Annotated in this window: 10 protein-coding genes and 1 CRISPR repeat array; of the genes, 6 read left to right on the top strand and 4 right to left on the bottom strand. The window is 66.5% G+C overall.

Annotation, left to right across the window (positions count from 1 at the left end; genetic code table 11):
* Window positions 1-68 precede the first annotated feature (68 nt).
* Window positions 69-683 carry a hypothetical protein gene (locus CCO03_RS11680; protein ID WP_087281222.1) on the top strand — a complete coding sequence of 205 codons (615 nt, stop codon included), beginning with the start codon at window positions 69-71 and terminating at the stop codon, window positions 681-683.
* Window positions 684-725: 42 nt separating this feature from the next.
* Window positions 726-1303: a CRISPR direct-repeat array (repeat unit 29 nt; unit sequence GGGTCTATCCCCGCGTGTGCGGGGCAACC).
* 609 nt (window positions 1304-1912) lie between these two features.
* Here CCO03_RS11680 and ahpF read toward each other — a convergent pair.
* Window positions 1913-3478: an alkyl hydroperoxide reductase subunit F gene (gene ahpF / locus CCO03_RS11675; protein ID WP_087281219.1), complete on the bottom strand. Its 1566-nt coding sequence runs from the start codon at window positions 3476-3478 to the stop codon at window positions 1913-1915.
* 264 nt (window positions 3479-3742) lie between these two features.
* Complete coding sequence (gene ahpC / locus CCO03_RS11670) at window positions 3743-4306, bottom strand: alkyl hydroperoxide reductase subunit C (RefSeq protein WP_087281217.1); 564 nt, start codon at window positions 4304-4306, stop codon at window positions 3743-3745.
* 297 nt (window positions 4307-4603) lie between these two features.
* Between ahpC and CCO03_RS11665 the strand changes: the two genes are divergently transcribed.
* Window positions 4604-4846: a DUF2061 domain-containing protein gene (locus CCO03_RS11665; protein WP_087281215.1), complete on the top strand. Its 243-nt coding sequence runs from the start codon at window positions 4604-4606 to the stop codon at window positions 4844-4846.
* Window positions 4847-4892: 46 nt separating this feature from the next.
* Here CCO03_RS11665 and CCO03_RS11660 read toward each other — a convergent pair whose 3' ends face one another.
* Window positions 4893-5498: an FMN-dependent NADH-azoreductase gene (locus CCO03_RS11660; RefSeq protein ID WP_087281213.1), complete on the bottom strand. Its 606-nt coding sequence runs from the start codon at window positions 5496-5498 to the stop codon at window positions 4893-4895.
* 143 nt (window positions 5499-5641) lie between these two features.
* Between CCO03_RS11660 and CCO03_RS11655 the strand changes: the two genes are divergently transcribed.
* From CCO03_RS11655 to CCO03_RS11650, 3 genes are all read left to right on the top strand, one after another.
* Window positions 5642-6550 carry a LysR family transcriptional regulator gene (locus tag CCO03_RS11655; RefSeq protein WP_335583019.1) on the top strand — a complete coding sequence of 303 codons (909 nt, stop codon included), beginning with the start codon at window positions 5642-5644 and terminating at the stop codon, window positions 6548-6550.
* Window positions 6551-6735: 185 nt separating this feature from the next.
* Entirely contained in the window at window positions 6736-7047 is a 312-nt protein-coding gene (locus tag CCO03_RS20090; RefSeq protein ID WP_169717434.1) for a hypothetical protein, read from the top strand.
* Window positions 7016-8164 carry an acyl-CoA dehydrogenase family protein gene (locus CCO03_RS11650; protein ID WP_087284604.1) on the top strand — a complete coding sequence of 383 codons (1149 nt, stop codon included), beginning with the start codon at window positions 7016-7018 and terminating at the stop codon, window positions 8162-8164. Before CCO03_RS20090 ends, CCO03_RS11650 begins: the two co-directional genes overlap by 32 nt.
* A gap of 356 nt (window positions 8165-8520) precedes the next feature.
* Here CCO03_RS11650 and CCO03_RS11645 read toward each other — a convergent pair whose 3' ends face one another.
* Window positions 8521-11262, bottom strand: coding sequence for a winged helix-turn-helix domain-containing protein (locus tag CCO03_RS11645; RefSeq protein ID WP_087281211.1), 2742 nt, complete (start codon window positions 11260-11262; stop codon window positions 8521-8523).
* Between the two features lie 246 nt (window positions 11263-11508).
* Here CCO03_RS11645 and CCO03_RS11640 point away from each other — a divergent pair, with 246 nt between their 5' ends.
* Complete coding sequence (locus tag CCO03_RS11640; protein WP_236903788.1) at window positions 11509-12738, top strand: ABC transporter substrate-binding protein; 1230 nt, start codon at window positions 11509-11511, stop codon at window positions 12736-12738.
* Window positions 12739-12818 lie beyond the last annotated feature (80 nt).

Raw genomic sequence — 12818 nt, 5'->3', positions numbered from 1 at the left:
TCATGGCCACGCTGGCGGCATCGCGTCAGGTATTCGGGGTGTGGCCCCGCCGTTTCACAAGGACGACCATGCAGATACTTTTTCCCAACAGCTTTGGCCATCCCCTCCCGCAGGAAGATGAGGTGCTGGACCTGCAGGAGCAATACGGCTTCTCGCAGGATTACGCCGAGTTCCTGTTTCGGCAGAACGGCTTCTCGTTCGATCGCCTCGCGGACGCGTCGGACCCGGACGAGTGCCTGGCCGTGGGCGAGGACGACGCCGAGGGCAATGCAGACCTGCGGCACCTGTACGCGCTGGGCGCCGAGGCCCCGTTCGATGACCTGAACGCCCAGCTCGAGGACTTCATCTTCCGCGAGGTGCTGTTCCCCATCGGGGCAGGCTACGGTGGCCAGGTCTTCGTCGAGGTGCTGGCGGGCAAGTACCAAGGCTTCATCGCCAGCCTGGACCACGAGCTCTACGCCAGCAACACCAGCCTGGAGGAGTACCTGGAGGAGGCCGAGCTCGAGGGCAGCGAAGAGGACCGCGACGCCCTGGCCGACGCCTTGTGCGACCCCGAGTCGGGCCTGGCCTGGTTCCATGCCCGCAGCCTGCGCCAGTTCCTCAGCGAATGCGTGTTCTGCGACGAGTCGCTGACCGGCTTCGTGATGGATGCCGACGACCTGCCGGACGAGCTGCTCAACTGACCGCGGTCAGGCACACAGCGGAGAACTGTTCCCGTTTGCGGGGCAACCTTCCCCGCGTGTGCGGGGCAACCCGGGTCACTTTGCCGATGAATCGACCGACGCCGGGTCTATCCCCGCGTGTGCGGGGCAACCGCACCGGTAAAACCCTGTTCTCCCTGAAGTGGGGGTCTATCCCCGCGTGTGCGGGGCAACCACCCTGGTGGATCCGCTGGTGGTCACGCCCATGGGTCTATCCCCGCGTGTGCGGGGCAACCCTTTTCAGAATGAACCGCATCCGCTGGTGCTGGGGTCTATCCCCGCGTGTGCGGGGCAACCAGCAGGGCCTCGTAGGCGGGCGTCAGCTTCAGGGGTCTATCCCCGCGTGTGCGGGGCAACCGACAAAGATGATGTCCCCGTCATTGAAGGAGCGGGTCTATCCCCGCGTGTGCGGGGCAACCCCACGCGGCAGCCGGTGACGCTGAGCGCCGTGGCGTCTATCCCCGCGTGTGCGGGGCAACCCAATCCCAGGCCTTGCTGTTGTAGTTTGGGTCGGGTCTATCCCCGCGTGTGCGGGGCAACCCCCCGGACTGTTAGCGCAGCCGGGGCTTTCTTGGGTCTATCCCCGCGTGTGCGGGGCAACCTCTTGCATCTAGCCCGTTGTCATGCAAAAGGAATCCGTCATTCTCATTCAATGTTTAAGGATCGATTTCAGAAGTCGGCGCTCGGCGCCTGACCACCCATGCCGTTCATCTCAACTCGCTTGCTCGGCGGCTCCCGCAGAGAGACCCGCCAATGCCTCCAGCGGCATGCAGATCGCGCCAGACCTTAGCCAAAAACAGCCACGGGTCATGCGCGTGCCAGTCTGCGATGGCTGACCACACGCGTTGGCGCACCCCTGACGCATGCGGGGCGCATGCACAGCGTCCAACCATCGCCGATGGCAAGAGCCCCTGCCAGCAGCCAGCCGTGCAATGCAGCAGATCGGAGTGGTTCAGCGGCATGAAGGCGTTCTCGATCTGGCGTCGGTTGCCTGGTCCGCCTGTGTCCCGACGTGCGTGGCCGCCTTGACGAGGTGGCCCGTGCAAAGCCACTGCCAGGCGGGCTGGTCTGGCGAAGTGAGAAGCAGTATGAACTGCTTTCCGTTTCAATTTTAACGGAAAGCAGGCCATACTGCCAGGTTTGATGCACTGCGTCGGGTTGTTGGTGCAGTGAAAGAGGCCGACCGCGCGGCCGTCGACCTCGGCGTGGCCTCACTTCACCTCGGGCGTGCGGATCATGTGGTCGAAGGCGCTCAGTGCGGCAGTCGAGCCCGATCCTGCGGCCACCACGATTTGCTTGTAGGGCACCGTGGTGCAGTCACCGGCCGCGAACACGCCGGGCACGTTGGTCTCGCCGCGCGCGTTGACGACGATCTCGCCGAACCGGGTGCGCTCCACCGTGTCACCGAGGAACTCGGTGTTGGGCACCAGGCCGATCTGCACGAACACGCCTTCAAGCGCCACCCGGGTTTCGTCGCCAGAGGCGCGGCACTTGAAGTTCAAGGCGTTGACCTTGCCTTCGGCGCCGTGGATCTCCGTGGTCTGCTTGTTGGTGTGCACGGTCACGTTGGGCAGGGTGTGCAGCTTGTTGACCAGCACCTGGTCGGCCTTCAGTTCGGGCATGAACTCGACCACGTGCACGTGCTTGACCAGGCCAGCCAGGTCGATCGCGGCCTCGATGCCCGAGTTGCCGCCGCCGATCACGGCCACGTCCTTGCCCTTGAACAGCGGGCCGTCGCAGTGCGGGCAGTAGGCCACGCCCTTGGTCTTGTACTCCTGCTCGCCGGGCACGTTCACGTTGCGCCAGCGCGCGCCCGTGGCCAGGATGACGGTGCGGCTGTGCAGCACGCCGCCGTTGGCCAGTTGCACCTGCAGCAGCCCGCCGGCTTGCTCGGCCGGCACCAGCTTGACGACCTGCTGGGCGTTCATGATGTCCACCTCGTAGTTGCGCACGTGCTGCTCCAGCGCGGCGGCGTACTGCGGGCCCGTGGTCTCGGGCACGCCGGGGTAGTTGGCGATCTCCAGCGTGTCGTTCACCTGGCCGCCAAAGCGCTCGGCCACGACGCCGGTGCGGATGCCCTTGCGGGCGGCGTAGATGGCTGCCGCCGCGCCGGCCGGGCCACCGCCCACGACCAGCACGTCGAACGGGGCCTTGGCGCTGAGCTTGGCGGCGTCGCGCTTGGCGGCGCCGGTGTCCACCTTCTGCAGGATTTCTTCCACCGTCATGCGGCCGTTGGCGAAGTACCGGCCGTTCAGGAAGACCGTGGGCACGCCCATGATTTCGCGGTCTTCGATCTCCTGCTGGAACAGGCCGCCGTCGATCACGGTGACCTTGACGCGTGGGTTGTGGATGGCCATCAGCGACAGGGCCTGCACCACGTCGGGGCAGTTGTGGCACGACAGGCTCATGTAGATCTCGAAGTCGAGGTCGGCGTCGAGGTGACGGATCTGCTCGAGCACGTCGGCGGGGGCCTTGGGCGGGTGGCCGCCGGTCCACAGCAGCGCCAGCACCAGCGAGGTGAATTCATGGCCCAGCGGGATGGCGGCAAAGCGCAGCTGCGTGGCCGTGCCCTGGCGTTGCAGCGTGAACGAGGGCTTGCGCGCGTCGTTGCCATCGGTCTTGAGCGTGATCTTGTCGCTCATGCCAGCGATGTCCTCGAGCAGCTCGCGCAGCTCGGCGGATTTGGCGCCGTCGTCCAACGAGGCCACCATCTCAAACGGCAGCGTCACGCGCTCCAGGTAGGCAGCCAGTTGTTGTTTGAGATCGGTGTCCAACATGACGAAAACTCCTGATGTGAGGTATTCAGTGCTTGCCGTTGTCAAAACAGCGGCAACTGTTGTGTACTGGGCCAGTGGCCGCCAAAGGGCGGGCGAGAGGCACAGGCTGCGGGCGAAAAAAAGGGACTCCCGCACCCCGGCTGCGCCTGCGCCCGGCTGGGATGCTGGCCGCAAGGCCTGGGAGTCCTGACCTGTGCGCCTGCAGCGCGCACACGTCGTGGGTCGGGCGAGACGGGCTCGCCGGCAATCTCGGGTCTTGGGTGCTTAGATCTTGCCGACCAGGTCCAGCGAAGGCTTCAGCGTCTTTTCGCCTTCCTTCCACTTGGCGGGGCACACTTCGCCGGGGTGCGAGGCCACGTACTGAGCCGCCTTGACCTTGCGCAGCAGCTCGCCTGCGTCGCGGCCGATGCCGCCGGCGTTGATTTCCACGATCTGGATCTTGCCGTCGGGATCGATCACGAAGGTGCCGCGATCGGCCAGGCCGTCTTCCTCGATCATCACGCCGAAGTTGCGGGTGATGGTGCCGGTGGGGTCGCCCACCATCACGTAGTCGATCTTCTTGATGGCTTCCGACGTGTCGTGCCAGGCCTTGTGCGAGAAATGCGTGTCGGTCGACACCGAGTAGATTTCCACGCCCAGTTTCTTGAATTCGTCGTACTTGTCAGCCAGGTCTTCCAGCTCGGTGGGGCACACGAAGGTGAAGTCGGCCGGGTAGAAGAACACGACGGACCACTTGCCCTTCAGGTCGGCATCGGTCACTTCCTTGAAAGCGCCGCCTTGGAATGCTTGAGCCTTGAACGGCTTGACTTCGGTGTTGATCAGGGACATGGGATGTTCTCCTTGGGTTGATGAAGCTGCGATGGGATGAATTATAGATGCGAACTATCGAATTCAATAATTCATTTTGCCTAAACTAAATTTAGCTTTCCTCAATGCCAGGCAGATGGCGTACCTGCAGGGGGAATTGGCCGCCGGCACACGCAGGGTGCACCCGGGGGCCAACGCACAGTCTGCCAGATGGATGTGGCAGCTGTTGCTGAACGTGGCTATCGCCGTGATTGAAGGGTTCAAGCACATTTCAAATGAGAATGGATATCATTTGACTTCACCAAGCGAGAACCAACCATGACCCGCATCCGCCGCATCGTTCAGCACAACCGCCACACCTTGCTCAAGACCTTGAGCTATTACGCCATCCACATCGGCGTGGCCGCCATCGTCGCCTATGCGGTCACCGGCAACCTGATCGCGTCCCTGACGCTCAGCCTGCTCGAGCCCACGGTGCAGGCCTTCGCCTTCTTCTTCCACGAAAAGGCCTGGCAGCGCTGGGGCCACAAAAACAGCCAGCCTGCAGGGCAGGCTGGCTGAAGCAGGGCCCGCGCACGGCAGGCGCGGGCAGGCAGGCTGGCGTGGCTCAGGCGGCCACGGGTGCGGTCAGCGTGGCGTCGATGTGGGCCTTGGCGGCGGCCAGGCTGCCGTCGCGGTCCATGGCCAGGCGTTCGGCGCGCACGATTTCCACGTTGGCGATGCCCATGAAGCCGAACATGGTGCGCAGGAAGGCTTCCTGGTGGTCCATGGCGGTTTCAAACGGCGTGCCGGCGTATTGGCCGCCCCGTGTGGACACGACGATCACCCGGCGACCACCGGCCAGGCCTTCCGGGCCCTTTTCGGTGTAGCGGAAGGTGCGGCCGGCCTGGGCGAGGCGGTCCAGCCAGGCCTTGAGCTGGCTGGGGATGCTGAAGTTGTACATGGGCGCGCCGATGACGATGGTGTCGGCGTCCAGGAACTGGCTCACAAGTTGTTCCGACAGCGCGTTCTGGTCGCGTTCGGCCTGCGTGGCCGCCTGCTGGCCGGTGCGAAAGCCGAGCGACACCGCCGCCAGGTGGTCGATGGGCTGGGCATGCAGGTCCAGGTGTTGCACTTGGTCGCCCTCGGTGGTCAGGCGGTCCACGATGTAGTGCGTCAACTCGCGCGAGGCCGAGTTGGAGGTGATGGCAGAGTCGATGTGAAGCAGTTTCATGGTGTGTGTTCCGTTCTGTGAAAGGCTGGTGCACCCGTGTGCATCGCGCTGACCATTATTCTGCGGACGAATTGAATGCCCGATAAGATGGCCAACTCATGACGGATTGTTCTGTCTGAAGCAACAATGAGCCGGAGTCTTTCATGCACGAGCTGCCCGACCTGAACGACATGCTGCTGTTCGCCGAGGTGGCGGAGAAGGGCAGTTTCACGGCCGCCGGCGACAGCCTGGGCACGCCCAAATCGAGGGTGTCGCGCCGCATTGCGGCGCTGGAGGCGCAGCTTGGCGTGCGCCTGCTGCAGCGCAGCACGCGCAAGCTGGCGCTGACCGAAGTGGGGCACAGCTACCTGCAGCACGTGCAGGAGATGCGCGAAGCGGCGCAGGCCGCGCAGCTGGCGGTGGCCCAGATCAAGGCCGAGCCGGCGGGCGTGGTGCGCATGAGCTGCCCCGTGCACCCCGCGCAGGCCTTGATCGGCCCCATGCTGCCGGCGTTTCTGGCGGCCAACCCCAAGGTGACGCTGGAGATGGAGGTGAGCAACCGCGCGGTCGACCTGCTGGCTGAGGGCATCGACGTGGCGCTGCGCGTGCGCAGCGAGTTGTCCGAGGCGGGGCAGCTGGTGGTCAAGCGCCTGGGGCAGACCTCGTCGTGGGTGGTGGCCAGCCCCGAGCAGCTGCAGCGCCAGGGCGTGCCGCGGCAGCCCGAGGACCTCCAGCGCCTGGATGTCATGGGCTTGTCGGGTCAGAAGGGCATGGCGCGGTTTGCGCTGCAGGGCCCCAAGGGCGAGGCGGCCGACATCCGCGTGCGCGCGCGCTACATGGCCGACGATTTCGAGTGCCTGCTGCGCGCCTGCGTGGCGGGGGTGGGCCTGTGCGCCATGCCCGACTACTTCTGCCAGGCCGACATCGCGGCTGGCCGGCTGGTGCGCGTGCTGCCCGATTGGCGGCTCAGTCCGGGCATCTTCCACGCCGTGTTTCCGTCGCGGCGCGGCATGGTGCCGGCCGTGCGTGCGCTGCTCGACCACCTGGCGCAGGTGCAGCTGCCATCGGCTTGAGGGGTGGAGTATGAGCTTGTTCACGTCTCAGTGAAAACGAGGATGGCTGGATACATCATGATGAAAATGGCATGCCTGGCGCGCATTCGCGGGCGATCTGCTGCCCACGCTGCCCGCTGGCTGACGCACGGATTCCTCGGCCCACAGTCTCACAGGCACGCAGACTCACGTCCGCAGAGGCTGGCTTGAGCGGCGCCAGCCTGCACTTCGTCATCGACCAGGCACGCGGCTTTGTGGGCTCGTTCAATTTCGATCCGCGTTCGGCGCTGAAGCCCGGAGCGGCGTGCATGCCGCATCCGCAGGCGGTGCGGACTGGCCTCGCGCAGGGTGCCTGGGCTTGTCACGCCGGGCTCAGGCCCGTCGGCGCTTTCATCGCTTTGGACGATGTGAGCCCCGCGGGATTTCGGCAGCATGGGTTGCACCGTTCCGGCTGCACCGCCAGCCGCCACCCTGGAAACCTTTGCCATGCCCATCACCTTCCCGCGTACATGGAGTGACGCCGACCTCGAGCAATACCGCGACACCGTGGTGCGTTTCATCGACGACCACATGCTGCCCCACGACGAGCAGGCCCGCAAAGACGGCCACGTCGGCCATGCGCTGTGGCGCCAGGCGGGCCAGGCCGGTCTGCTCTGCACCGACATCCCCGAGGAATGGGGCGGGGCGGGCGGCGACTTCCGCCACGAGGCCGTGTTCTACGAAGAGGCCGCGCGGCGCTCGCTCACCGGCCTGAGCAACAGCGTGCACTCCATCGTGGCGCATTACCTGCTCAACCATGGAACGCCCGAGCAGAAGCAGCGCCACCTGCCGCGCATGGCCCGTGGCGAGTTGGTGGGCGCCATCGCCATGACCGAGCCCGGCGCGGGTTCGGACCTGCAGGGCATCCGCACGCGGGCCCTGCGCGACGGCGACCACTACGTCATCAACGGCAGCAAGACCTTCATCTCGAACGGCTTCCTGGCCGGCCTGGTGCTGGTGGTGGCCAAGACCGACCCCAGCCAGGGCGCGCGCGGCACCTCCATCCTGCTGGTCGAAACCGAGGGCTGCGAGGGCTTTCGCGTGGGGCGGGTGCTCGACAAGATCGGCCTCAAGGCGCAGGACACGTCGGAGCTGTTCTTCGACGACGTGCGCGTGCCGGCCGAGAACCTGCTGGGCGGCGTCGAAGGCCAGGGCTTTTTCCAGCTCATGTCGGACCTGCCGTACGAGCGGCTGATCATCGGCGTGACCGCGCTGGCCGCGATGGAAGGCGCTTACGAGGCCACGCTGCAGTACGTGCGCGACCGCAAGGCGTTCGGCAAGTCCATCGCCGATTTCCAGAACACCAAGTTCAAGCTGGCCGAGATCGCCACCGAGATCAAAGTGGGGCGCGCCTTCATCGACCAGTGTGTCGAGAAGCTGGTGCGCGGCGAGCTGGACACGGCCACGGCGTCCATGGCCAAGCTCTGGGGCTCCGAGGCGCAGGGCCGCGTCGTGGATGCCTGCCTGCAGCTGTTTGGCGGCTACGGCTACATGAACGAATACCTGATTGGGCGGCTGTACACGGATGCGCGCATCCAGCGCATCTATGGCGGCACCAGCGAGGTCATGAAAGAGGTCATCTCGCGCGCCCTGTGACGGCAGCGGGCCGTGGCGCCAGCCGTGCGGCTTCGGTCGCCAACGGGCGGGCCGCTCGGCAGGACGGTGTGGACGTCTTTCTGCCGGATGATGGGCGCATCCCCGGGGTTGGAGATGCCTCGCGTTGTCTGAAATGGGTGGACTGCAGTATGTGGGTTTTTCCGATGATCAATCATCGTGAATGGCCACATACTGCTGTCTAGTTAAGCGTCTCTCGCTGCAGCCAACGCTGCTCAACGGCCGCATTCCCAGCGTTCCGGCGCGGGTAGCTGGCTGCGCTTGCGAAGCGCTTTGCCCGGTGCAAGCGGGGCAGCTGACGCCTGCCACCCCTGCCGAATCGCCCGTTGAATGCCCGGTCAGCCCTGCACGAGGCTGGCCTGGCGGGCCAGCGCCACGGCGTGGGTGCGGCTGCGCGCACCGAGCTTGGCGTTGATGCTGCGCAAGTGCGTGCGCACCGTGCTGTCGGACAGGTAGAGCTTTTCGGCCATGGCGCTGTTGGAATAGCCCAGGGCCAGCAGCTGCAGCACCTGGCGTTCGCGTTTGGTCAGCGGCTCCATGCCGTCCGGCGCGGCGCCTTCGGTGGGGGCGGGCGGCGCTGCGAGCGGGTCGGTGGTGGCCGTGCGGGGGGGCGCCAGCTCGGGCGGCTCAAGGGCGCCCAGCGTGCGCATGGCGGTCACCAGTTTGGCCAGGTGGGCCAGCACCTGGGGGTGGACCGTCTGCTGCAGCTGCGCGTCGCGCTCGACCAGCTGGTGCAGGCGCCGAACCGTGCGCGCCACCACGGGGCCTTCGTCGACCACCAGGCGCACATAGCCTTCCTGCGCGATGGGAAGCAGCGCTTTCAGGAGCAGGGCCTGGGCTTCGGGCCAGCGGCCCAGGCGATCGAGTGCCGCGGCTCGCAGCAGCTTGAGCACCAGCAGCCGCCGTTGGCGGCCCCCCTGAATGGCCCAGGCCATTTCGGCTTCCAGCGCCTGGGCGGCGGCGTCCAGTTGGGCGCTGTCGCCAAACGCGAGCTGCCAGCGGATGCGCGACAGCTGCAGGTACTGGGTTTCGTTGGCGATCAGGCTTTGCCGGCGCTCGCGGGCCCACAGCGCCTCGTCTTCGGCATGGCGCAACTGCGCGGCCGATTGCGCGGCCTGTTCGCGCGTCAGGGCCAGGTGGGCGCGTTCGAGCTGCGCCGCGGCCACCACGCGCCGCATGTGACGCGTGTGGCCCAGCGTTTCCAGGTCGGCCAGGCACTGGGTGGCGGCGTCGATGTCGCCGCGCCACTGCGCCAGCCGCGACCGCATGATGTGGCTGAGGATCATGTGGTCAGGCAGGCCCACGTCGCGCGCCAGCGGCAGGTAGATGTTGAGCAGGTGCTCGGCCTGGTCGAGCTGGTTGGCTTCGTACAAGGCGTGGGCGTAGAGCACGCCGGCCCAGGCGTTGCCGTGCGCATGCTGCTGGGTGACGGCGTGGGTGGTGTCCAGGCTCAGGCGGAAGCGCTCGGTGGCCTGCTGCAGGTGGCCTTGCATCAGGTCCAGGATGCCGAGCACGGCTTCGCTGTACATGCGGTTGAAGTTGCTGCGCAGGCCCTGCTGCTGGCGCGAGGCCTCGAGCAGCGGGTGCACCTGGCTTTCGGGGAAGAAGACCGAGGTGACGTGGGCCATCGCGTTCAGCAGCGTGGCGTCGGCGAAGGGCTCGCCACTGGGCAGGCCGGGCAGGGCCTGTTGGCCGGCCGCCAGGGCCTCGTCGTAGCGGTCCTGCATGGCCAGGAACATGGGGCGCATGCCTTTGGCGTGCGCGCGCAGGCCGGCGTCGGTGGTGCTGGCCAGGCTGGCGTCCAGGCGCGCCATGGCGTCCCACGGGCCCCGCGTGAGGCAGAGGGCCCAGATGGCGACCATCTCCAGCCGCGGATAGATGCGCAGCATCTCGTCGGGGATGGCGGTGAACCAGCGGGCCAGCAGGCGCATGCGACCTTGCTCGAGGAAGGTTTCGGCGTGCTCGGCGATCAGCGTCAAGGCCAGGGTCAGGTCGCCGCCCTCGATGGCGTGGTCGATGGCGGGCACCGGCCGGCCCTGGGCGTGGTACCAGCCCGAGGCCGCCAGGTGCAGCCTGGCCACGTCGTCCGGGCATTCCCGGGCCAGCTGGTTGCGCAGGAAGTCGCCAAACAGGCTGTGGTAGCGCCAGCTGCGCGCGTCGGCGTCCACCGGGGTGAGGAAGAGCTGTTGCTCGTCCAGCTGCTCCAGCAGCTCCAGGCTGTTGGCGCAGGGATTCAGCGCGTCGCAGACCGAGGCGTTGAGCTGCTTGAGCAGGCTGGTGCGCAGCAGGAACTGCTTCAAGGGCCGCGGCAGCTGGGCCAGCACGTCCTGGGCCAGGTATTCGGTCACGGCGCGGTTGGAGCCCGAGAAGCGTTCGACGAATTCGAGCGGGTCGGCCGCGCGGGCCAGCGCCTGGTGCGCGAGCCAGAGCGCGGCGACCCAGCCCTCGGTCTTGGCATGCAGGCGGCACAGGTGGGCTGCTTCCAGGCCGGGCGGTGCACCCAGCTGGTCGAACAGCTGCCGGGTCTCGGGCAGGCCGAAGCGCAGCTGCTCGGCATCGACCTCGGTCAACTTGCCCTTCACGCGCAGCCGCCCCAGGCCGATGGGCGGGACACCACGTGCGCCGATCACCAAGTGGGCCTGGGGTGGCAGGCGCTCGGCCAGCTCGCGCACCAGCGACAACACGGCGGGCTCGGTCAGCACCTCGACCTCGTCGAGGAACAGTGCGAAGGGCTGCGCCTGTTCGAGCAGGCTGCGGATGGCGTCGCCCGAGCCGGCGAGGCCAGCCAGCTGCAAGGCCGCCTGCAGACCGGCCAGGAAGCGCGAGGTGTCGTTGTCGGCCGTGTCCAGCGTCAGCCACAGGCAGGGCAGGCCCTGGCGTTTCAGGTGGTCATGGGCCTGCAGCAGGGCCGTGGTCTTGCCGAAGCCGGCCGGGGCCGTGACCAGCACCAGCTGCCCCTGGGCCCGCGCGATGCGCTGCTGCAGCGCTGCCCGCACCACCTGGCCCGTTCGAGCGACGGGTGGGTGGAGCTTGTGGCTCAGCGCGGGGGCGCCGGGACGGGGGACGGCATCGGTCGGCATGGGGCGTGGCGCGATGGGGGCAGGTCACGGAGTCGGGCACTCTACGCAGGGCGTGCAAGTGCCGTCAATGTCGTTCAGGACAGCCGCGAAGGGTCGGCTGTGGCAGGCGACTCGTCGCAAGCGACGATGGGGCAAACACCCCCGGCGTTTCGTCAATTTCGACGATCCAGCGCCAGGGGGTGGCTGGCTAGACTGCCTCCGCCACTGCCGCACTGACGGCCTCATGACAACACACAGGAGACTAGGGTGACTCATTCCATCGACGAGCAGCGTCGTCGCGCGCTGAAGCTGGGGGCCATGGCGGCCCTGTCGGGCGCCTTGCCCATGACGGCCCTGGCCAAGGGCACCTACGACGTGGGCGCCAGCGACAAGGAGATCAAGCTGGGCAACCTGCACCCGTATTCGGGCCCGGCTTCGGCCTACGGCACCTGCGGCAAGTCCATCGAGGCCTATTTCAAGAAGGTCAACGCCTCGGGCGGGGTCAACGGTCGCCGCATCAATTTCGTCACGCTGGACGACGCCTACAACCCGGCCAAGTCGGTCGAGATGACGCGCAAGCTCGTCGAGCAGGAGGAGGTGCTGTGCATGTTCGCCTCGCTGGGCTCGTCGCAGAACATCGCGGTGCAGAAGTACCTCAACGCCCGCAAGGTGCCGCAGCTGTTCGTGAACGCCGGCACCACGCGCTTCGGCGACTACAAGGAATTCCCGTGGACCATGGGCTGGCAGCCCACCTACCAGGCCGAGGGTCGCATTTATGCGCGCCACATCCTGGAAAACCACCCGAATGCCAAGATCGGCGTGCTGATGCAGAACGACGACTTCGGCAAGGACAACATGAAGGGCCTGCTGGATGGCCTGGGCGACAAGGCCAAGACCATGATCACCCAGCACCTGACCTACGACCTGACCGATCCCACCATCGACAGCGCGCTGGTCAAGCTCAAGTCGGCCGGCTGTGACGTGTTCGTCAGCATCACCACGCCCAAGTTCGCGGCCCAGGCCATCCGCAAGGTGGCCGAGCTGGGCTGGAAGCCCGCGCACTACTTGGCCAGCGTGTCGCAGTCGGTGTCCGCCGTGCTCAAGCCCGCCGGCTTCGAGAACGCCAAGGGCATCATCTCGGCCGCCTACATCATGGAGACCTCGTCGCCCGCGGCGGCGACGGACCCGCACATGAAGAACTACTTCGCCATCATGAAGGAGTTCTACCCCTCGGGCGACCCGCACGACACGTTGAACGTGCTGGGCTACTCCATGGGCGCGACCATGGTGCAGGTGCTCAAGCAGTGCGGCGACGAGCTCACCCGGGCCAACGTCATGAAGCAGGCGGCCAACCTGAAGAACTTCCCCGCGCCGCTGCTGTTCCCGGGCATCGAGTGCAACACCTCGCCGACCGACTACTACCCCGTCAAGCAAAAGGTGCTGCAGCGCTTCAACGGCCAGCAGTACGAGGCCTTCACCAAGCCGCTGATGGGTTGATGGGGTGGGTATGCCTGGGTTGCCGTTGAATGAGAAACGGGAATTCGGGTATACCTCTGATGCGTTGTTGACAGAGATGA

Source organism: Comamonas serinivorans (assembly GCF_002158865.1).
Taxonomy (GTDB): domain Bacteria; phylum Pseudomonadota; class Gammaproteobacteria; order Burkholderiales; family Burkholderiaceae_C; genus Comamonas_E; species Comamonas_E serinivorans.
This window is presented reverse-complemented; position numbering and strand designations above follow the sequence as displayed.

Bases quoted from the DNA above. Each gene is read 5' to 3' on its own strand.
- CCO03_RS11665 (WP_087281215.1), top strand. From the start codon at position 4,604: ATGACCCGCATCCGCCGCATCGTTCAGCACAACCGCCACACCTTGCTC.
- CCO03_RS11645 (WP_087281211.1), bottom strand. From the start codon at position 11,262: ATGCCGACCGATGCCGTCCCCCGTCCCGGCGCCCCCGCGCTGAGCCAC.
- CCO03_RS11660 (WP_087281213.1), bottom strand. From the start codon at position 5,498: ATGAAACTGCTTCACATCGACTCTGCCATCACCTCCAACTCGGCCTCG.
- CCO03_RS11680 (WP_087281222.1), top strand. From the start codon at position 69: ATGCAGATACTTTTTCCCAACAGCTTTGGCCATCCCCTCCCGCAGGAA.
- ahpF (WP_087281219.1), bottom strand. From the start codon at position 3,478: ATGTTGGACACCGATCTCAAACAACAACTGGCTGCCTACCTGGAGCGC.
- CCO03_RS11650 (WP_087284604.1), top strand. From the start codon at position 7,016: ATGCCCATCACCTTCCCGCGTACATGGAGTGACGCCGACCTCGAGCAA.
- ahpC (WP_087281217.1), bottom strand. From the start codon at position 4,306: ATGTCCCTGATCAACACCGAAGTCAAGCCGTTCAAGGCTCAAGCATTC.
- CCO03_RS11655 (WP_335583019.1), top strand. From the start codon at position 5,642: ATGCACGAGCTGCCCGACCTGAACGACATGCTGCTGTTCGCCGAGGTG.